Raw genomic sequence first — 18,527 nt, 5'->3', positions numbered from 1 at the left:
GCTTTGGCCGCCTCTCCGCCCACCAGACGAAATGGGGTCGTGCCCTCATGCAGCCGGCGCTAGACAGCAACACCCTGGATCGCTTGATCGCCCTCGGACGCGAGCAAGGTCATCTCACGAACCGGGATCTCGAAGACAATCTGCCAATCGCATCCATGAGCGCGGAGGACATAGCCCTCATCGTCGTTCAGCTCGAGGAGACCGGCGTTCCAGTCGAATTGGACGACAGCCTCGTTTCCCCGAATGCGAAGCCGAGCCCAGGTCCTGTCCGAAGCGCCGAAATCATTCCCTTCCCGGATCGTGCCGCAGCCGCCCGGATGAAGCAGCGCAAGGCACCTCTTCAGAAGGCAGCGGCATCTAACGCCAAGGCCGTCGAACCTGCAGGTCGGAAGAGCCGGATGGTCCATTGGGCTGTCGCCGTAGCAGGTCTCGTCGTGCTTGCGCTGCTGGTCGGCATCGTCAAGATGCTGGGCGTCTGACGAAAAGCGTAGAATTCAGAGTTCGGCCCGAGCATCGCTCAGGATGGGGAGCGGTTTGACGGCCGGACCGCTGAAATGCGTGACGCTGAGCTCGTTCTTCGTCTCCGATGCGAAGCCGAGATCGAGGAATGCCGTCCTCGGGTCGAACAGTGATTTCGCCGCGGCCGTCGCGTCATATCCGAGAATGGGCTTCAATTCGGGAACGATCCTCGGGGCCGGCGCGGAGACGATGGCTGCCAATGCATCCGACGCCGTGTCCGGCATGCGGGCTGCCGCGAGCTTGATCTCCGCCGGACGCTGAGGCGGAAGGGGAATGGCAGCCGTCAGGACCTCCTTGACGCTCTCGGGATCAGCCGAGGCGACCATAGTCGATGTGCTTGGCGCCGAGGTCTCCGCCTGCTGCGGTGCGGCGTTCTTGCGGCCGAATAGATTGGCGAACAGGTTGCCGATGGACGGGCCGGCGCCGGCGGAGGCCTGCGTGGCCAGGGCGGCGTTGCGGGGCAGGATCTCGGCCTTCGCCAGCTCGTAGCCTGGAAGCGGCTTGCCGTTGGAGGGAAGATGAACGGTCTTCCCGTCGGGGAACAGTTGCGCCAGCTGCTGCTCGGTCATGCGCGGCCAGGCTCGAACGTTGCCGGTGTCCACATGGACGAACGCGGAGGACGAATAATAGCCCACTCCGCCGTACTGCATCTTCATGGCGATGGCGCGCAGCCGCGCCGTGTCCACGTCAGGCAGGCGAATGTCCATGGCCTTGCCGAGCATGTGCTGGCTGTGCTCGGCGACCCCGCTGGAGCGGCGACGCAGGGCGCCGTTGGTTTCCGGCGACCGGTAGGCTGAGATGATGTTGATGGGCTGCGACGAGCCGGATTCCCGGTACACTTCCCAGATGATGTCGAACAGGCGGGGGTCCATCTGCGCCGGCTTTTCGACGCGCCAGTCCCGCAGGAACCAGTTGAGTTGCTGCAGGGCACCCGAGTCGTATTGCCCGTCGCGCCGGAAGGTGACGGTCAAGCTTTCCCGGGTATGGGTGTGATAGAAGCTGAGGGTGCGGGTGTCTCCAAAGGCGGCAGCGTCCTCAATGCGGGCCGTGGCGATCAGGAGAAAAGAAGCCGCACCCAACAGACCGAACGCCAGGTACGAAGCGCTCTTCCTGTTTGGCAAATATCTGCGTACGGATGCAGAGAGCGTCCTGCATCCGTCATCCGATCGTTCGGATCGGGCGAAAATTCGCGCCATGGTTATTGGTTCCCGCGTCCCTTGAGCGACGTGTGGCCGTTAACCATGGCAAAAATAGGCGCAAACCGTACCTTTTCGCTTAATAGACCTGCGCGGTGGTCTGATTGCGCTTCGGCCGGTTCGACGGGGAGGATAGGACAACCACCTTCGTTCCGGTCGGCGTATGGTTGTAGAGGTCGATCACATCCTGGTTGATCATGCGAATGCAGCCGGATGAAACATTGGTGCCGATGGTCCAGGGTTCGAAGGTTCCGTGGATGCGATAGAGGGTGTCCTTGTTGCCCTGCCAGAGATAAAGGGCGCGGGCTCCGAGTGGATTGCCGGGGCCGCCGGGCATCCCGGGACCGCCGGGCAATTCGCCCATCTGCTCCATGAGTTCCGGCTGCCGCCCGAGCATCTCCTTTGGCGGATACCAATCCGGCCATTCCTGCTTGTCGCGGATGGTGGCGGTTCCCGACCAGCTGAACCCCGACCGGCCCACCCCGACCCCGTAGCGGACGGCCATGCCGTCGCGCATGACGAGGTAGAGATAACGGGACCGGGGATCGATCACGATGGTTCCGGGTGCCTCCGCAGTCTCATATTCCACGACGCGCCGGAGGAAGGCCGGATTGATCCTGGACAATTGGATGCCAGGGACGGGGAAGAGATCATCATCGATGGGCCCGTACATACGTTGATAGGCGGATGCATCGCGCACCGACTGCGCAAGGCTGCTGTTGATGGGCAGAGCGGCGCCGGCGGCAGCGGCTGAGGCTCCGAGCATGAAGGTTCGGCGGCTGAGGTCCATTGTGCACTCCCGGCATTCTTAACTCGACAATAAGTAGACGCAGGACCCTCCGTGTCGGTTTCATGGTAGCTGCTATGCTTCGAAGACAACGAAAGCCTGGCCGTTCAAATGGATGTGAGCGCAGGGCAGGGGCAGCTTGTGATGATGATCGAAAACCTCTCCTGGTCGTGGTTCGCCGGTGTCGGGCTGCTCGGCATCCTGTTCATTCTGGTTCTCTTCTGGACCCGCAAGCCGCGCTATCGGCGGGGCTCGATCATGACGGACAACGAGAGGGAGTTCTATCAGCGCCTCCTCGCGGCGTGTCCCGATTGCCAGATCTGGCCCCAGGTTCCGATCCTGGCTCTCGTCCGGCCCGATGCCAAGGAAGGCAGCCGCGCCTTCTGGATCGCCTTCAAAAGGATCTCGAACACGCGCGTCGATTGGGTGGTCGTTCGCGATTTGGATGTGATTGCCATTGTCGAACTCGATGACCGCTCCCACGATGCCCGGAAGGATGCACAACGCGACAAGGTTCTGAAGTCATGCGGCTATCGGGTCATCCGGTTCAGTTCGAACCGCAGGCCCGATCCACGGCAAATTCACGAGGCCGTGTTCCAGCCTCACTAGGGATCTACGCAGGCATCGCCTTCCGTTCGTCGGCGTGAAAGCTCTCGAGCACCTCTTCCCGAAGGGCATTCGGCTCCGATAGATAGCGGGGCGAATGGTGGAACGGCGTGACATATCGGACACCGGCATCGCGGGCGATGGCCCCGGCCTCCCAAGCCGTCAGGTGAAGTGACGCAACCGCGAGGGCGCGGTCGCGCTCCAGGAAGACGGCTTCGATGAAGAGCTGGTCGACCTGACGGACGAGCTGAAGGATCTTGGCGCGGTTTTCTGGATGGGGCGCAGCATCCGTCACGTATGCGACCGCTTGTCCCGGAGCAATGCGCAAGGCTTGGCCCTTTAGGGCGCCGAGGCGGATGCATTCTCCTCCTGGAACCGCAACGGGATGATCGTCGGGCAGGCCGAGGCGAACCGCGCGCTTGGCCTCGTTGAGCCATGGTCCCGGAGGCAGGTCCAGCCCGTCCAGCACGCCGCGCCACACATTCACCTGGAGAACTTCCTTCAGGGCGAAGGCGAGGGAGGGGATGCCATGATCCAGAGCCACGGCCTCGATCCTGAACTCGTCCTCCATCCAGGCCATGCCCGGGGGAAACCCGGGCGGCTCGATCTCACGCCTGGCAAAGGCTTCGCGCGCATGAAACTCGGCGGCTTGCGTCAGGAAGGTGCCGTCATAGTCCATGGCTCTCAGGCAGAAGTCGACCGAGTTTTCATCCAGGAGATTCCAGGTGAAGCCTCGGATTCGATGCTCGATCTGTGCCGAAAAGCCCGGCGGGCCGATGAGGACCAAAGGGATGGGGCGATGAAGGCACAGCCGGAACAGCCGGTCGAAACCCGCCATGTGATCTACGTGAGTGTGCGAGACGAAGACATGGCTGACCCGCAGCAATTCGCGGGACGAGAGTGCGCTCACGTCACCGAGGTCGAAGAGGATGGCCCGGCGGCCGTACCGGAAATCGAGATAGAGGCCCGGATCGCTGAAAGGATCGTTCACGAGACGGGGTTGAACAAGCCAACTCATTTCGGGCCAACGGTTCCGGTTTCGACTGGTTCCGATGCGCAGAGGGCGGGCCCATGAAGCCGGGCCCGCCCTCTTTTTGCAGCCTACCGGTCGGGCAGGCTTAGGATAACTCCCCTCAGGGCTCTTCCTCAACCTCGTCGGGATCGGTCACATCGACCAGGAACATGATGTAGGGGCCTTCTTCCCCATCGTCGTCATCCTCGTCCTCGTCGAAGTCGGCGCTCTCGAACTCGTTCTTTTCTACTTCCGTCGCAGGCCGGACGGTGAGGGTCGCGAACCCGTCCCACAAGGGAGCACCCTCGCTCTCCAGAACCTTGAGGTCGTCCTTGAAATCCTCGCTCATGAGGAGTTCGCGGGCTTCGTCCTCCTCGGCATTGGTGATGGCAACAGGTTTGTCGCTGATGGTGAGCGTGAACATGATTCTTCCTTTCCATTCGCCCGCAAGGGATACTCGTAAACGCTCGACCCTGCACGTTCGTGGCAGAGGTTCTGCACATGAAGCGGTATGAAAACGGCGGGACGTTGGCCCGGTCGTAAACGCGTCGAGTTCCGCCTACTCGACGCCCTTCTTCTTCAGCCAGTCCCGCATCTCGGCGATTTCCCGCTCCTGTTCCCGGATCACGTCCGCGATCCATGATCGGGATCCTCTCTTTTAGGGCCCGAAGGGCTGGACCTTGCCACGATGGAAAGGTCAAGCGATGCCTGACAGGTTATTCAGGCGATGTGGCTGTCACCATAAAGGATGTGATTGCAGGCGCTTATCTTCTTCGGGTAGCTCTGTTATCGCGGATAACGATACAATACGGGTCAGGAGTGGCCGAATGTGGTCGGTAAGAAGGGTATGAAGGTTGTAACCCATAGCGGCACGTTTCATGCCGACGATGTCTTCGCCTTCGCCATTCTGCGGGAGGCGCTGGGGCCTTTCGAGTTTGCGCGAACCCGTGATTCCGCTCTCATCGAGACGGCAGATCTGGTCTTCGATGTCGGCGGTGCTTACGATGTGGCGCGCGGGCGCTACGACCATCACATGCGGGATCTTCCACGGCGGCCAGACGACACGCCCTACAGCTCGGTCGGCCTGATCTGGCGCGATTTCGGGCGCAACGCCCTGCCGAGGTTCATTCCAGGGATCGACGAGGACCTGCTGGATGCTGTCTGGCAGGACATCGATACCAGCTTCATCCTTGCCATCGACCAAGCCGACAACGGCGTGGCTTCGGTCAGCCAGGGCCACCTTTCACTCCTGATCGAGGCCTTCAATCCCACCTGGGCGAGCGACCAGTCCTACGACGACGCTTTCCTCGAGGCGGCCGAATTCGCCAGGGGCATTCTGATCCGGGCATGCCGGCAGGCTCACGCGGAAGCCCAGGCGCAATCCCTGGTTCTGGCCGCTGCCAGGAAGGCGCCCGACCCCCGCATCATCGTTCTCAATCATAAACTGCCCTGGGAAAAGGCTGTCTTCGAGGGCGGTCTGCGTGACCTGCTTTTCATCATCTACCCGAACGAGGATGCAACGGCCTGGTACTGCCGCACGGTCCCGCCTGAACCCAGCTCCTTCGGCCAGAGGTTGTGCCTACCGGAAGCGTGGCGCGGCCTGCAGGACGAGGAATTTTCCCAAGTGGCCGGGATCGAAGATGGGGTCTTTTGTCACCCGAGCGGGTTCATCTGTGGGGCGCGCTCGCGGGAATCCGCCGTTCGGCTGGCGGAGAAGGCAATTGCCGCCGGTCAATAGTCCAGGCCTCATCCGACAGGGTTGAGCCATGAAGCAGGTGCCGATCGTTTATCATCCCGCCTACGAGGCCCTCCTGCCGGACGGTCATCGCTTTCCCATGCGGAAATATGGACGCCTCGCAGAGGTCGTCGCGGAGATTGGGCTGGCACCCGACGGTTTCGTCAAACCGGAGGAGGCGTCGGCTGAGCTGATCGCGCTGGCTCACGACCGCGCCTATGTCGACCAGGTCCTCGCATGCTCCGTTCCTCGCGAGATCGAGCGGCGGATCGGCCTTCCTGTCAGCGAGAGCGTGGTCCGTCGTGCACGGGCATCCGCCGGCGGGACATTGCTTGCAGCCCGATTGGCCCTGCAGCACGGTCTTTCAGGCAGCACGGCCGGCGGCAGCCATCACGGACAGCGGGAGACCGGGGCGGGCTTCTGCGTCTTCAACGATGTCGCCATTGCGGCCAAGGCGCTCCATGCCGAGGGCGCGATCCGACACGCGCTCATTGTCGATCTCGACGTGCATCAGGGCGACGGCACCGCCGACTGCCTGCGCGATGAGCCGGATCTCTTCACCTTTTCCATGCATGCGGAGAAGAACTATCCGGTCCGCAAGATCCCGAGCGACCTCGATGTCGGGTTGCCCGATGCCATGGAGGATGATGCCTATCTCGAAGCCCTCCAGGCGCACCTGCCGCGTCTTTTCGATGCCATCGAGCCGGATCTCGTCTTCTTCAACGCGGGCGTCGATCCGCACCGGGACGACAAGCTCGGGCGGCTCTGCCTCTCGGACGAGGGCCTGCGCCGGCGTGATGGTTACGTGATCGAACAGGCCCGCAGCCGGCAGATCCCCCTCGTCGCCGTCGTCGGTGGCGGATATTCCGCCGATATCGACGCTCTTGCCCGGCGTCATGCCATCGTGTTCGAGGCGATGGCCGCCTGGAGCGAGAGGGAATAGCGCTCAGCGCGTCAGCGACACCGCAAGCTGCGCGGCCAGGGCGGCATTGTTCTTCACGAGGGCAATATTGGTCGAAAGACTTCGACCGGCCGTCTTCTCGAAGAGGTGCGACAGCAGGAATGGCGTCACGGCCTTTCCGACGACGCCGCGGACTTTCGCCTCGACCAGGGCCGCGTCGATAAAGCTCTTCATCTCGTCGGCCGGGATTTCGTCCGTGACAGGGACGGGATTGGCAACCAGAACGCCGCCGTCGAGGCCAAGGACTTCCTTCGTGCGGATCAGATCGGCTATCGCGTCCGGGCTGTCGAGGCGCAGAGGTACGGACAGCTCGCTCGTCCGGCTCCAGAAGGCCGGGAAGCGATCCGTCCGGTAGCCGACCACGGGCACGCCGCGGGTTTCGAGATATTCGAGGGTGCGCGGCAGATCGAGGATGGCCTTGGCGCCGGCGCAGATCACCGCCACGGGCGTGCGGGCGAGTTCGTCGAGATCGGCAGATATGTCCATCGTGTCCTCGACGCCCTGATGGACGCCGCCGATACCGCCGGTGGCGAAGACCCGGATGCCGGCCAGATGGGCGCAGATCATCGTGGCGGCCACCGTCGTCGCCCCATGTCGCCCGGAGGCGACCGCATAAGGCAGATCCGCACGGCTCAGCTTCATGACGTCCTTGGCCGTGCCGAGCCAGTCGAGCTCCGCGTCCGAAAGGCCGACCTTGATGCGCCCTTCGATGATCGCGATCGTGGCCGGAACGGCGCCGTTCTCGCGCACCACAGCCTCCACCTCACGGGCCGTGGCGACGTTCTGCGGATGGGGCATGCCATGGGTGATGATGGTGGATTCGAGGGCGACGACCGCCCCGCCTGCAGCGAGCGTAGCCCGGACCTCGGGAGCGATATCGAGGAACCGGCCGGCGATGTCGTGCTTCATGAGGGCTTCCGTTCGAACATTGGACCTGATCTAGGCGACAAGGTGGAATCCAGCAAGGCAAGGGATAGATCAGGCCGAACGCTGACCTGACTCTCGACAGTCAGGGCCGCAGCGACAGTGCCGAGCCGGGCGGCGTCGGCCAGGGAGGCGTCCCTCGACAAAGCCACGAGAGTAGCGGCAATCAGGGCGTCTCCCGCCCCGGTCGCATCGACGATCTCGGCCTTGATCGCATCGATTGTCACGATCCCGGAAGGATCCGCCGCGATGAGCCCCTTGCTCCCAAGCGTCAGGATGACCTGTTCCGCTCCAAGGGCGAGCAGTGCCTGTGCGGCAGCTTCCGGCGGAATCTCGGGCCGGTCGAGATAGGCTCGGGCCTCGTCGAGATTGAGGAAGAACACGCCGATGCCACTCAGATCCTGCGGCAGACGTGCTACCTTTGGCGTCGAAACCGCGTCCAGGGCGAGCATCAGTGCTTGCTGCCGGGCCGCTGCGATGAGTTCGTGCAAGGTCGCGGATGGAAGGTTGCAATCGGCGAAAATCCAGGCTGATCCGAAATCAGGCCGTATTTGGTGCAAGAGGGCAGGGGTGATGCCGTCGAGGACCGCCATGTCGGCAAGCCCGACGGCGAGTTCTCCATCGGGCTGGAGCACGGCCACGTATTCCGCCGTCGCTTGCGAGTCGGACAGGGCAACCGACCGGGTGTCAACACCGATACGGTTCAGGTCTTGGACCAGGGCGCGGCCGTTGTCGTCGTCGCCGACGATCGAGACCAGGGACACGGGGATCCCAAGCCGTGCGATATTCTCCGCCACATTGCGGGCGACGCCGCCGAACGAGCGTTCCGACACGACGGGATTGGAGGTTCCCGGCCGGATTGTGGCCATGCCGCGGTACTTGCGATCCACGGCCGCGCCGCCGATGCAGACGATCCTGCTTGCTCCCGGCTCCATGACTGAAATCCACCCTTCGACCATCCTGCTCGAACGGTATGCCGAAAGGCCGGCCATGCCGCAATGGCTGCGACGACCCGGTGCGCCGCCAGATTGAGCTGGATCAAAGCCGAGGCCGGGCGCACGGCTAGGATCGGCTGACGACATGGAGGCAGTGATGGATCTGGGAACGGCGATCAGGCGATGGAAATCGAATTGGATGCGGGCGCGTGAACTCGACTCCCTCGACCGCGAGCAGAGGGACGCCCTGGCCCGGGATATCGGAGTGTCTGAGGAAATGCTTCCCATTCTCGTCGCGCGGGATCCCGAGGCAGGGCAGGAGCTTCCACGCCTCATGAATGCTCTTTCGCTCGACGCCGAGCATGTGAGGCACATCCATGCGGCGCTGATGCGCGACATGAGCCTGACCTGCTCGGGATGCACGGCGGCGGTCCGATGCCGGGACGATCTCGCCCGGGAACGGGCGCCCGCTCATTATGGCGAATACTGCCCGAATGCCGAGGGGTTGCGGGAGCTGCAGGGCACGAATGTTTTGGGTGCCTGAGCGCGCCTGAGGTAGGGCCCAGCACCATCTCAGAAGGAGTATCGGCGAGGTCGGGTCTTCATCCTGCGACTAACATATGTTTATTCTCATGTTCGTCTGTTGCAGGGGCCAGAGGGGCGAACTTGTACCAGTACGCGAGTTTGCAAGACATTGTGACCGGCCGCGCTTCGCGTTTATGGGCTAACCCTTAGATCTCTCCGGGAGCGGAGAGACATCCCGGCGAGGCCGGCGGGCCGTTCCTGCGAGGGAGGTGATATGCCCGCTGCGACTGCGGCCGAGCCTCGTGTTGCGTTGGGAGCCTCATCGACCAGAACCCGTAATCGGATCGTCCTCGCGGCTGCCGTCGCCTTCGGCCTGTTTTTCCTCATGGCTGCCTCCATCATCTGGTGGAATGTTGTTCAGGCTCGCCGCGATGTCATGCAACGTGGCCTGTCGGTGTCTGCGGCAGCATGCCGGACTCTCGAACGCGAGACAGAGGCTCTCGGCAGCGTCCTGAAGGAGCTTGAAGCATCGTCACTTCTTGCGGCCGGCGATCTGGCTTCCTTCCACACGCAACTCCTGGCAACGCCCCATCCCGATGGGTCCCGCTTCGTCCTCTGGACCCGCGAGCGTGTGCTCCTCAGTTCGGCTTTCGCCTATGGAGGGTACCTGCCTCCCATCAACCTGTTCCCGTTCGTCGATCAGCACGTGCAGCCGTCCCTGAACAACGGCTCTTTCGTCTCCGGGCGCCTCTATGCGCCTCTGACCAGAGACTGGATCATTGCGGTGAGCTTGCGGCTGAAAAGTTCTTCACGGGACGGCGAACGCATCCTGACCCTCGCCGTTCCCGAAGCGTATTTCGGCAAGATCATCCGCGAAACCAGCCCGCCGGCCGGCTGGACCGTGTTCATCCTGGACCGCAACCTGCAGCAGGTGAGATGGAACGAGACCGATCTGCCACTGGCCTCGCACCTGCGCCCACGATTGGCCGCCGCTTTGGCGCGTGGTGAGCGGAACGGGCATTTCGACGTCGATGGAGACGGTGGTGGCATGCTCGTGTCATTCGAACACTCCAGAAGCACCGGCTACACGGTCCTGACGACGGTACCGGCGGTCCTGATCGATCGACCGAGCTACTCGGCCCACCGATGGCTCTGGTATACGGGGATGGCTCTGGCCTTGATGGGAATCGCCTCGGCCGGCGTTGCGATCAGGAGCGTCACGCTGGCCGGAACTCTGAAGGTCGTGGTGTCGACCAGGGCACAACGCCAAGCCCGGCTTTCGATCATGCGGGAACGAGAGTTCCTCCAGGCTTCGCTGGATGCGCTGTCGGCTCACATCGCGGTCTTGGACGAAGTGGGAACGATCGTTTCCGTGAATGAGGCATGGCGGCGGTTCGCCAGGGACAATGGTTATACCGGCCCGTCCTGCTGTCTCGGACTGAGCTATCTCGATGTCTGCGTTCATGCCCGCCAGGCCGACCCGGCCGTCGGACAGATCCACGACGGTCTTGCAGCGGTCATTACCGGGCGGACGCCGGAGTATCGCGACGTGTACCGGTGCGACGGTCCGGACCGGCCGCGCTGGTTCCAGATGCGGGCGACCCGCTTCATTGCGGGCGAGCTGTCCCGCACTATCGTGGCCCACGAGGACATTACCGAGATTGCCGCCGTCAGGGCCGAGATCAACACCCTGTCGGAGCGCCTGCTGACCGTTCAGGAGGAGGAACGAGAGAGGATCGCCGTGGAGCTGCACGACTCGACCGCGCAGCATCTCGTGGCCGTCAGCCTCAATCTCATGCAGGTCGGAAGTTTCCGCCTGCCTCCCTCCGGGCGTCGCGTCCTCGACGAGATCGACCGCTCGCTGGAGGAGGCCCTGAAGGAACTGCGCATCTTCACGTACCTGCTTCATCCGCCCAGATTGGAAAACGACGGCCTCGTGAGCACGGTCCAGAATTTTGCCGAAGGCTTTGCAAGGCGGACCGACCTGCAGACGATCCTGCGGTTCGATGCGGCTGCCGACGGGCTATCGGTCGATCTCCAGCGCGCCCTTTTCCGCATCGTTCAGGAAGGCTTGGCGAATGTCCATCGCCATGCCGATGCGTCCCAGGTTGTCCTCAACCTGCGCCTGACATCCGATCAGGTGATCCTGTCCGTGGCGGATAACGGGCGGGGAATGCGGGGACATCCAGGAGAGATGGGCGCGCGGCAGGCCAGCCTGGGTGTCGGAATCCCGGGTATGCGCATCCGCCTCGGTCAGTTCGGTGGCAGCCTCCGGATCCGCAGCGGCCGACGCGGCACGATCATCCGGGCGGCTGCGCCTCGCCGCACACCAAAGACGATAGTGGCGCTCGAGGCATAAGGATGACGCGGGTAAGGTGGTAAGCGGTCTCATGGGGGAATCCACCAGGCGACTTTCAGGGTTTTCCCCGATTCCACCGTCGAGCTTTTGGGCTATAAAAATTCATTGTGGGGAGGGCGCAACCGGCCATGACGCGCATCCTGATTGCCGACGACCATGATGTGGTTCGCTCCGGCCTCAATGCCATCCTGAGCAGCCAATCCGGTTGGCAGGTCGTCGCCGAGGCGGAAGACGGCCGCCAAGCGGTCGAGCTGGTCGCCGAGACCAGACCCGACGTTGCCATTCTCGACTACCAGCTGCCCTCCCTCAACGGTGTGGATGCGACGCGGGAGATCCGCGCGGTTCGGCCACAGACGGAAGTTCTGATCTTCACGATGCATGAGAGCGAGCTGCTGTTGAGGGAAGCACTCGAAGCCGGAGCTCGCGGCTACCTGCTGAAGTCCGATGCCAGGAAATTCCTCATTGCGGCCGTCGAATCCCTGGCACAGCACAAGCCGTTCTTCACGGGACGCGTCTCCGAAGCGCTTTTGAATGCCTTCCTGTCACAGGGACACGCCACCGAGGGCGTGCTGACGGCGCGGGAACGGGGCGTGGTTCAGCTCATCGCGGAGGGCCACAGCAACAAGGAGGTGGCCCAGATCCTGGGTCTCAACCTGAAGACCGTGGAAAGCCATCGAGCCTCGGCCATGCGCAAGGTCAACGTCAATTCGACCGCCACCCTGGTCCGGTATGCGATCCGTAACAAACTGGTCGAGCCTTGATGCAATCCATCGAAGGATGACGTCCACTCCGTCATTCCAAGATCTCTGTTTCGATCCGTCCGCCGGGTTGCCGGGCGGCACGATCGCCGCCCGGCCTACCCGTTCAGTCGCCGCTTGCTCCCTCGGACATCTTCGCCAAGGCGTCGTCGACCGTGAAGGTGTTCGGTTTCTGAACGGCCGGAAACTCCTTAAAGGTTTCAGCGAACTTCGCCGCAGCCGCCTGGGCGGCGTAGATGAAGTAGGCATTGTGGATCATCCAGTCGTAGTAGGAGTTCGAGGTGATCGGGGCAAACTCGTATGGATCGGTACGGAGATTAAAGATTTTGGGAAGCCGCAGCCTTGTAAACGGTTCCGCCCACACCCCCAGCGTGCCCTGCATGCGTTGTTCCATGAAGACGAGCTTCCAATTGTCATAGCGCATGGCGAGCATGTCGCCATCGTCGCTGAAGTAGAAGAAGAAGTTCCGTGGGTCCTCCTTCGTCTCGCCGGTCAGGTACGGCAGCAGGTTGAAGCCGTCGATGTGGTTCTTGTAGGTCCGCCCGATGGCCTCGTAGCCAGTCTTCAGTTTCTCCACGACATCCGGAGCGCCGGCCATGGCCAGGAACGTCGGCAACCAGTCATGGTGCTGCACGATGCTGTTGGAGATCGATCCGGCCTCGATCTTGCCTGGCCAGCGTACGAGCAGCGGCACGCGGAAGGCACCTTCCCAGTTGGTATTCTTCTCGCTGCGGAATGGCGTTGTCGCACCATCCGGCCAGGTGTTCCGATGTGGCCCGTTGTCGGTCGAGTACATCACGAAAGTATTGTCGGCGATGCCGAGTTCGTCGAGATAATTCAGCACATCGCCGACGAGCTTGTCGTGATCGACCATGGTGTCGTGATAGGGCGATTGCCAGCGCCCGGCCTGCCCCAGGCTCTCAGGCTTGGTGTGCGTGATGAAGTGCATGTGCGTCGTGTTCAGCCATACGAAGAACGGCGTGCCGCCATCGGTCTGGCGCTTGATGAAATCCTTTGCCGCCGCCGCGAATTCCTCATCGCAGATTTCCATGCGTTTCCTGTTGAGCGGGCCCGTATCCTCGATCTTCTGCTTGCCGACCTTGCCCCAGCGGGGCATCTCGGTCGGATCGTCCTTGTCCGTCGCCCAGGAATGAATGACGCCGCGTGGACCGAACATGTCTCGGAAATGGGGGAAGTCCTCTTTCTTCGGATAGTCGTACATCTCCGGCTCTTCCTCGGCATTGAGGTGGTAAAGGTTGCCGAAGAACTCGTCGAAGCCGTGATTGGTCGGGAGCATGTGGTTCAGGTCGCCGAGATGGTTCTTGCCGAACTGCCCCGTTGCATAACCCTGCTCCTTGAGCAGCGCCGCGATCGTGACGGTCTTGTCGTTCATGCCGATGGGCGCCGCCGGAATGCCGACTTTCGACAGGCCGGTGCGATAGACACTCTGCCCGGTGATGAAGGACGAGCGCCCTGCCGTGCAGGATTGCTCGCCGTAGGAATCGGTGAACATCATGCCTTCCTTGGCGAGGCGGTCGATATTGGGTGTTCGGTAACCCATCAGGCCATGCGAGTAGCAGCTCAGGTTCGAGATGCCGATATCGTCCCCCCAGATGACCAGGATATTGGGCTTGCGGTCTTTAGGCGATTTGGCCATGACGGTGCTCCTCCTTGTAAGGCGTTGACGTGCTTGGCTGCTTTCCTCCCGATGGAAATTCGGAAGACCGGAACAAGAGACGTGACGCAACGTTGTCGGCATCTGGTAATCGGCCTCGCATAGCAGCCGGCGGCAGCACGTCCCGGTACGGTCGAGGCGCGTGATATGTTTGGAGAGTGGCGTGTTTCTCGACGATAAGTTTTCCTATGGCGGCTGGAATGGCCCTTCGTGCCAAGCCTGCAGACGGCCGATCCTGCCGGACGATCCAGTGAAGCGCGTGGAGTTTCAGAACGATCCCGACGGGACGAAGGGTCTGACGGGCGACTATCACTTGGCCTGCAGCAGACCTTTTGCCTCGTTGGCGCACGTGATCAACTTCAACCCATGGGCCGGGTGGTAGGCACATCGTAGGCCTCAGGCGCAATCCTGGATTGGAGTGTGTTTCTGGAGGCTCTCGAGCCTGCGGTGCCATGAATAGCTCCTTGAATGTTGAGGCGTTTCAAGGGGACGGACCAATCTCTCCTCAACCGAATGGCCCGACCTGGAAGACCATGCTCACGATGGCCGCGATACCGATCAGTAGAAGGACGATGGCTGTGATCAGCGTCAGCGACGGCGGAAACTTGCTCTCCGCGCGGATAAGGCCCGCGACCTTCATCGCAGTGCGCTCTTTGCGCAGCCCGAGCATGAACTGAACGTGATAGACGATCCCGATCACCAACATCGCAATGCCGAGTGCCACGAGAGCGACGCCGAAATTCCGCGCCGGCCCGGCCCCGGTCAGCAATTGCTGTTCCCTAAGCTTCTCGAAGACCTGATAGATCGTAAAGCCGAAGCTGATCAGCGACAGTGACGTGCGGATCACGGACATCAAGGTTCGGTCGGCGCTCATGCGGGTGCGCTGGAACGACATGCCGGTGCGCCGTGACGACAACTCGACCGATATCGTATCTGAGGCTGAGTGACCATCGACGGGAGGCTTTGAGACGACCGGGTCCATGATGCATCACCTCAAAGGGGCGGACTGCGGATGCCGGAGGATCCACCAGCGCGCGGTCCTGCTTATGATGCCCCGCAGGAGCAAATAGGGAACGAAGGCGAGCAGAAGCGCCGTCAGGACCATTTCGCCAGGGAAGAACGTGTTCAGGACCTGATACTGGTAGACCGCGTCCATCCCTAGACCGAGCAGGATGATGCGGCCCGTCGACAGGAAGCCTTCGCGGATCCGCTGTGTGCGCCGCCCGGGATCGTGCACGATCGTGCGGAAATAGGATGGACGTCCGAGCCGCGCGTCATGGATTCCGTCGTGCAGAGCTGCAATGAAGGCCATGATCGGTTGAAGCAGGAACCGGAACGCCATAGGGCCGTGCGGACGCTCAACGATGTTGTGCCAGATCCGTCGCTCCACATCGGCCGAAATGCCATACCAGACGATACCGAGGATGATCAGGACAGCCATAAGCGCAATCGCGAACCACGCTATCAATCTGGCACTTCGGGATGTCGCTTGGGCCGTCCGGTCCGCCACGAGCCTCTCCTCGATTCATGCGCTTGAGCAAGGCTCTTTGCTGGTCATGTCAGGTCAACTTGGGCGCTGGTTTCTTCGGCGTAGCCAGGTCGGGCCGATGCAAGCTCATGATGTGCTCCTCTGTCGGACGACGCACCGGAAGCCGACATGGCTCGTCGAGGTGTCGACCGGCTGCGAATGGTGTGCGGCCGCACGGTAGCAGCGGCACAAGCTCGGGGCGCAGAGGTGCGAGCCCAGGCGGAACGCAGCGCAGGCAATCCAGACCATGTTCGGAGCCGGAGCATCTCCACGAGACGAAACCGCTTCCGTCGTGTCGGGTTCGGCGAAGCTCATGGGCTCATCGTCCTCATGCCATGCGGCTCAGGATGGATCGAGGCGGGGCGCTCACTCGGCCGGTGCCGGTGGCGTGACGCCCGTGACCTGCGCGGACGGTTCTTCGCTGAGCCAGCGATAGAGCACACCGCCCAGCGCTCCTCCGATGAGCGGCGCCACCCAGAACAGCCAGAGCTGAGCCAGCGCCCAGCCGCCGACGAAGAGGGCGGGCCCGGTGCTGCGGGCCGGGTTCACCGAGGTGTTGGTGATCGGAATGCCCACGAGATGGATCAGCGTCAGTCCCAGACCGATGGCGATCGGGGCGAAGCCCGCCGGCGCCTTGCCGTGGGTCGCGCCCATGATGATGAACAGGAACATCATGGTCAGCACGACCTCGGCCACGAAGCCCGAGATCAGGCTGTACTGGCCGGGCGAATGGGCGCCGTAGCCGTTGGCGGCAAAGCCCTTCGACAGATCGAAGCCGGGTGCGCCGGAGGCGATCAGATAGAGCACGAAGGCCGCGATGATGGCTCCGATCACCTGGGACACGATGTAGGGCGCGATGTCCTGCTTCGGGAAGCGCCCTCCGGCTGCAAGGCCCACCGTCACGGCCGGGTTGAGGTGGCATCCCGAGATGTGGCCGATGGCATAGGCCATGGTGAGCACGGTGAGGCCGAAGGCGAGCGAGACCCCGAGCAGCCCGATCCCGACTTGCGGAAAGCTCGCGGCGATGACCGCGCTGCCGCAGCCGCCGAATGTAAGCCAGAACGTGCCGATGCCCTCGGCGACGCATTTGTGGATGTTGTGACTGTTGTGGAGATCCATGGTGTCCTCTTTCGTGTCGGCGCGGGCAGACGTGCCGGAGCCTTCGAGCCGCGTCGACCGTAGACCGACGTCGCCTCGCGCAAGATCCGATCCCATAGGACTGAGCTTAGGGAGTCGGTCCGAAAGCGGAATTAGGAGAACACCTGAGGGGCGATCAGGAAAATACCGAAACAGAGTATTCTTCGGAGTAGGAACAGGGATGCGCTACGGAGTAAGCGTTCCCGACACGGCCTGTCCAAGGCCTTCCACCTGCCCCTGGAAGTTCTCGCGCGTCCGCGGGTCGACGACTGCGACCGGGGCCGAGACCGCGAGACCCGCCGCGGTGCCGACGGCGGCCGCTGCCCCCGCCGTGACCTGGATGATCCTGTCACCGATGCCGACGCGGGCATCCGTCAAGGTCTGACCTTCGGCCAGCTCCCGGCCGATCATCCGCACGACCTCGGGGCTCTCGGCGAACTTGGAGTGGTTGAGGGGGTCGCCGGTGCTGAGCTTGGACAGGTTCAGGACTGTGATGCCGGACTTGTCCAACTCGCTGCGATAGGGCTCCTGGTCCGGGTCGATCGCGCCGAGCCGAACCGAATCGCCCCAGAGGCGCCGGGAGAGCGCGAGGGCCCGATCGTCCTGGGAGACGAAAAGGGTGAAGGACGGGCGAGTCTTGCCCATGTCGAGCACCGCCTCGCGGAACAGGTCGACATCCACGTCGGGAGCGGCCAGCAGCACGTTGCGGATCTTCGGCGCCACGCGGCCGTCGCGGATCGCCATCTGGCGCAGGGCCTCCAGGGTGACCCAGTTGCCCATGGAATGCGCGAGGATCGATATCTCTCCGACGCCCGGATCGCTCGCCAGCGTCCGCAGGGTGCTCTCGAGGGCGTTGCGGGAATAGGTGTTGCTCTCCCGGTCGTAGCCATAGGCCAGCACGCTGCCGCGCGACGGCCAGGTGAACAGCACCGGCACCACGGGCGTGCCGGCATCGTGCACGATCTGGGCGAAGCGGAAGACCGCATCGTCGAAGCGGTTGTTGAAGCCGTGGATGAACACGAGCACGCGCCGCTGCGGCACGGTTCGGACGGTGCGGTTGAACCAGGCGGTCGCCTGTTTCCGGTCGATGATGTCTGCCTTCAAGGTCACGAAATCCGTGGCGGGATTACCCGGGACGCTCTGCGGCCATTGCACCTCGCCGGCAACGCGGTTGGCTTCGGGCGGGATCGAGACCGTGAACTCGGCGAAGGACAGTTCGGGCCCACGGCCGCCCGAATAGAATTCCTGCGGGTCCTGTGCCCGCATGCGGGTCGTGGCGACCAGCATGTCGACCGTGCTCGCGCCGGGAACCGTCTCGGCCACGGGGAGCAGAACGCCCTTTGGACTGGCGCATCCGGCGAGGCCGAATGCCACGGCGGCGGCCATGATGCAGGACTTGATCTTGTTCCGCTCTCCCATGGTGAACGCGTTCCCGCCGTCATCTCGTCCTGACTGTCGCATGTGGTTCGCGTTCCCCGGGTGTTGTGTCCGGCCAAATCTTCATCAGGTCGCCTCGCTTGTCGAGCGGGAGCGGGCAAATTTCGGATTTCCGCGAGCGAATGATGTCTCGCGGCAGTGAGGGATTGCAGCCTTCCGCTCCGTGGTCTGGACAGCATCGGACGATCGAGTGGCCGGTCATGCGTGGGGCTCTTGGAACTCGACACTGTCATTCCCACGCAGGCGGGAAGCCAGAACCACGGCGTCTCCGGAAAGGACGGGGAGCGTCGCGTCTCCTGCTGCATCGTCGGCGGTTATGGATCCCGGATCTCCGCTGCGCTTCGTCCGGGATGAAATTCCATGTCAAAGAGCCAGCACCTTGGGGCCCGCAGCGTGAGCTGCGAGCCTGAAGGTGAGATCGAGGGTGGCGCGT

General features: G+C 62.9%; 19 protein-coding genes and 1 pseudogene. 8 read left to right on the top strand and 12 right to left on the bottom strand.

The features are described from left to right. Nucleotides 1-47: 47 nt before the first annotated feature. Nucleotides 48-479, top strand: a complete 432-nt coding sequence (locus DDF70_RS18990; protein WP_114946416.1) for an RNA polymerase sigma factor region1.1 domain-containing protein — start codon at nt 48-50, stop codon at nt 477-479. A 15-nt stretch (nt 480-494) separates the two neighbouring features. Here DDF70_RS18990 and DDF70_RS39025 read toward each other — a convergent pair whose 3' ends face one another. Together DDF70_RS39025 and DDF70_RS18980 are read right to left on the bottom strand one after the other, a co-directional pair. Then, nucleotides 495-1,598 carry a peptidoglycan L,D-endopeptidase MepK gene (locus tag DDF70_RS39025; protein ID WP_342633931.1) on the bottom strand — a complete coding sequence of 368 codons (1,104 nt, stop codon included), beginning with the start codon at nt 1,596-1,598 and terminating at the stop codon, nt 495-497. A gap of 196 nt (nt 1,599-1,794) precedes the next feature. Then, nucleotides 1,795-2,505, bottom strand: a complete 711-nt coding sequence (locus DDF70_RS18980) for a L,D-transpeptidase (RefSeq protein WP_114946414.1) — start codon at nt 2,503-2,505, stop codon at nt 1,795-1,797. 141 nt (nt 2,506-2,646) lie between these two features. Here DDF70_RS18980 and DDF70_RS18975 point away from each other — a divergent pair, with 141 nt between their 5' ends. Continuing rightward, the gene (locus tag DDF70_RS18975; RefSeq protein ID WP_162820496.1) at nt 2,647-3,111 is read left to right on the top strand and encodes a DUF2726 domain-containing protein; all 465 of its coding nucleotides are present in this window, start codon (nt 2,647-2,649) and stop codon (nt 3,109-3,111) included. Nucleotides 3,112-3,115: 4 nt separating this feature from the next. On the opposite strand, the gene DDF70_RS18970 is transcribed toward DDF70_RS18975, so the two are convergent. Both DDF70_RS18970 and DDF70_RS18965 read right to left on the bottom strand, forming a co-directional pair. After that, nucleotides 3,116-4,126, bottom strand: a complete 1,011-nt coding sequence (locus tag DDF70_RS18970; protein ID WP_114946412.1) for a ribonuclease Z — start codon at nt 4,124-4,126, stop codon at nt 3,116-3,118. Nucleotides 4,127-4,241: 115 nt separating this feature from the next. After that, nucleotides 4,242-4,544 carry a hypothetical protein gene (locus DDF70_RS18965; RefSeq protein WP_114946411.1) on the bottom strand — a complete coding sequence of 101 codons (303 nt, stop codon included), beginning with the start codon at nt 4,542-4,544 and terminating at the stop codon, nt 4,242-4,244. A gap of 423 nt (nt 4,545-4,967) precedes the next feature. Between DDF70_RS18965 and DDF70_RS18955 the strand changes: the two genes are divergently transcribed. Further along, nucleotides 4,968-5,858, top strand: a complete 891-nt coding sequence (locus DDF70_RS18955; RefSeq protein WP_114946410.1) for an MYG1 family protein — start codon at nt 4,968-4,970, stop codon at nt 5,856-5,858. Between the two features lie 28 nt (nt 5,859-5,886). Next, nucleotides 5,887-6,798, top strand: coding sequence for a histone deacetylase family protein (locus DDF70_RS18950; protein WP_114946409.1), 912 nt, complete (start codon nt 5,887-5,889; stop codon nt 6,796-6,798). Nucleotides 6,799-6,801: 3 nt separating this feature from the next. Here the strand turns inward: DDF70_RS18950 and DDF70_RS18945 are convergent, their stop codons facing one another. Together DDF70_RS18945 and DDF70_RS18940 are read right to left on the bottom strand one after the other, a co-directional pair. Next, nucleotides 6,802-7,725: a pseudouridine-5'-phosphate glycosidase gene (locus DDF70_RS18945; RefSeq protein ID WP_114946408.1), complete on the bottom strand. Its 924-nt coding sequence runs from the start codon at nt 7,723-7,725 to the stop codon at nt 6,802-6,804. Then, nucleotides 7,722-8,675, bottom strand: a complete 954-nt coding sequence (locus DDF70_RS18940) for a carbohydrate kinase family protein (protein WP_162820495.1) — start codon at nt 8,673-8,675, stop codon at nt 7,722-7,724. The genes DDF70_RS18945 and DDF70_RS18940 overlap by 4 nt, the downstream gene beginning before the upstream one ends. 157 nt (nt 8,676-8,832) lie before the next feature. Between DDF70_RS18940 and DDF70_RS36675 the strand changes: the two genes are divergently transcribed. The 3 genes from DDF70_RS36675 (at nt 8,833) to DDF70_RS18930 (ending at nt 12,320) form a co-directional block, all read left to right on the top strand. Then, nucleotides 8,833-9,219, top strand: a complete 387-nt coding sequence (locus DDF70_RS36675) for a DUF6455 family protein (protein WP_162820494.1) — start codon at nt 8,833-8,835, stop codon at nt 9,217-9,219. Between the two features lie 255 nt (nt 9,220-9,474). After that, nucleotides 9,475-11,559, top strand: coding sequence for a sensor histidine kinase (locus tag DDF70_RS18935; protein ID WP_114946406.1), 2,085 nt, complete (start codon nt 9,475-9,477; stop codon nt 11,557-11,559). Nucleotides 11,560-11,687: 128 nt separating this feature from the next. After that, a complete protein-coding gene (locus tag DDF70_RS18930; protein ID WP_114946405.1) occupies nt 11,688-12,320 on the top strand; it encodes a response regulator in 633 nt (210 codons plus the stop codon). A 103-nt stretch (nt 12,321-12,423) separates the two neighbouring features. Here DDF70_RS18930 and DDF70_RS18925 read toward each other — a convergent pair whose 3' ends face one another. Next, on the bottom strand, nt 12,424-13,974 hold the full coding sequence (locus DDF70_RS18925; RefSeq protein ID WP_114946404.1) for an arylsulfatase: 1,551 nt from the start codon (nt 13,972-13,974) through the stop codon (nt 12,424-12,426). A gap of 181 nt (nt 13,975-14,155) precedes the next feature. Between DDF70_RS18925 and DDF70_RS18920 the strand changes: the two genes are divergently transcribed. After that, nucleotides 14,156-14,374 carry a hypothetical protein gene (locus tag DDF70_RS18920; RefSeq protein WP_114946403.1) on the top strand — a complete coding sequence of 73 codons (219 nt, stop codon included), beginning with the start codon at nt 14,156-14,158 and terminating at the stop codon, nt 14,372-14,374. Nucleotides 14,375-14,497: 123 nt separating this feature from the next. Here DDF70_RS18920 and DDF70_RS18915 read toward each other — a convergent pair whose 3' ends face one another. From DDF70_RS18915 to DDF70_RS18895, 5 genes and pseudogenes are all read right to left on the bottom strand, one after another. Next, on the bottom strand, nt 14,498-14,974 hold the full coding sequence (locus DDF70_RS18915; RefSeq protein WP_114946402.1) for a YidH family protein: 477 nt from the start codon (nt 14,972-14,974) through the stop codon (nt 14,498-14,500). A gap of 6 nt (nt 14,975-14,980) precedes the next feature. Continuing rightward, the gene (locus DDF70_RS18910) at nt 14,981-15,433 is read right to left on the bottom strand and encodes a hypothetical protein (protein ID WP_245435557.1); all 453 of its coding nucleotides are present in this window, start codon (nt 15,431-15,433) and stop codon (nt 14,981-14,983) included. A gap of 174 nt (nt 15,434-15,607) precedes the next feature. Next, nucleotides 15,608-15,739, bottom strand: a pseudogene (locus DDF70_RS38135) (formylglycine-generating enzyme family protein); the annotation flags it as partial. A 147-nt stretch (nt 15,740-15,886) separates the two neighbouring features. Continuing rightward, entirely contained in the window at nt 15,887-16,639 is a 753-nt protein-coding gene (gene aqpZ, locus DDF70_RS18900) for an aquaporin Z (RefSeq protein WP_114946428.1), read from the bottom strand. A 204-nt stretch (nt 16,640-16,843) separates the two neighbouring features. Beyond that, the gene (locus tag DDF70_RS18895; RefSeq protein ID WP_114946400.1) at nt 16,844-18,076 is read right to left on the bottom strand and encodes an alpha/beta hydrolase; all 1,233 of its coding nucleotides are present in this window, start codon (nt 18,074-18,076) and stop codon (nt 16,844-16,846) included. Nucleotides 18,077-18,527 lie beyond the last annotated feature (451 nt).

It is taken from the genome of Microvirga calopogonii, from assembly GCF_003347665.1.
GTDB classification, from domain to species: domain Bacteria; phylum Pseudomonadota; class Alphaproteobacteria; order Rhizobiales; family Beijerinckiaceae; genus Microvirga; species Microvirga calopogonii.
The sequence above is the reverse complement of the archived record's forward strand: the minus strand, read 5'-3'. Positions and strand labels throughout refer to the sequence as shown.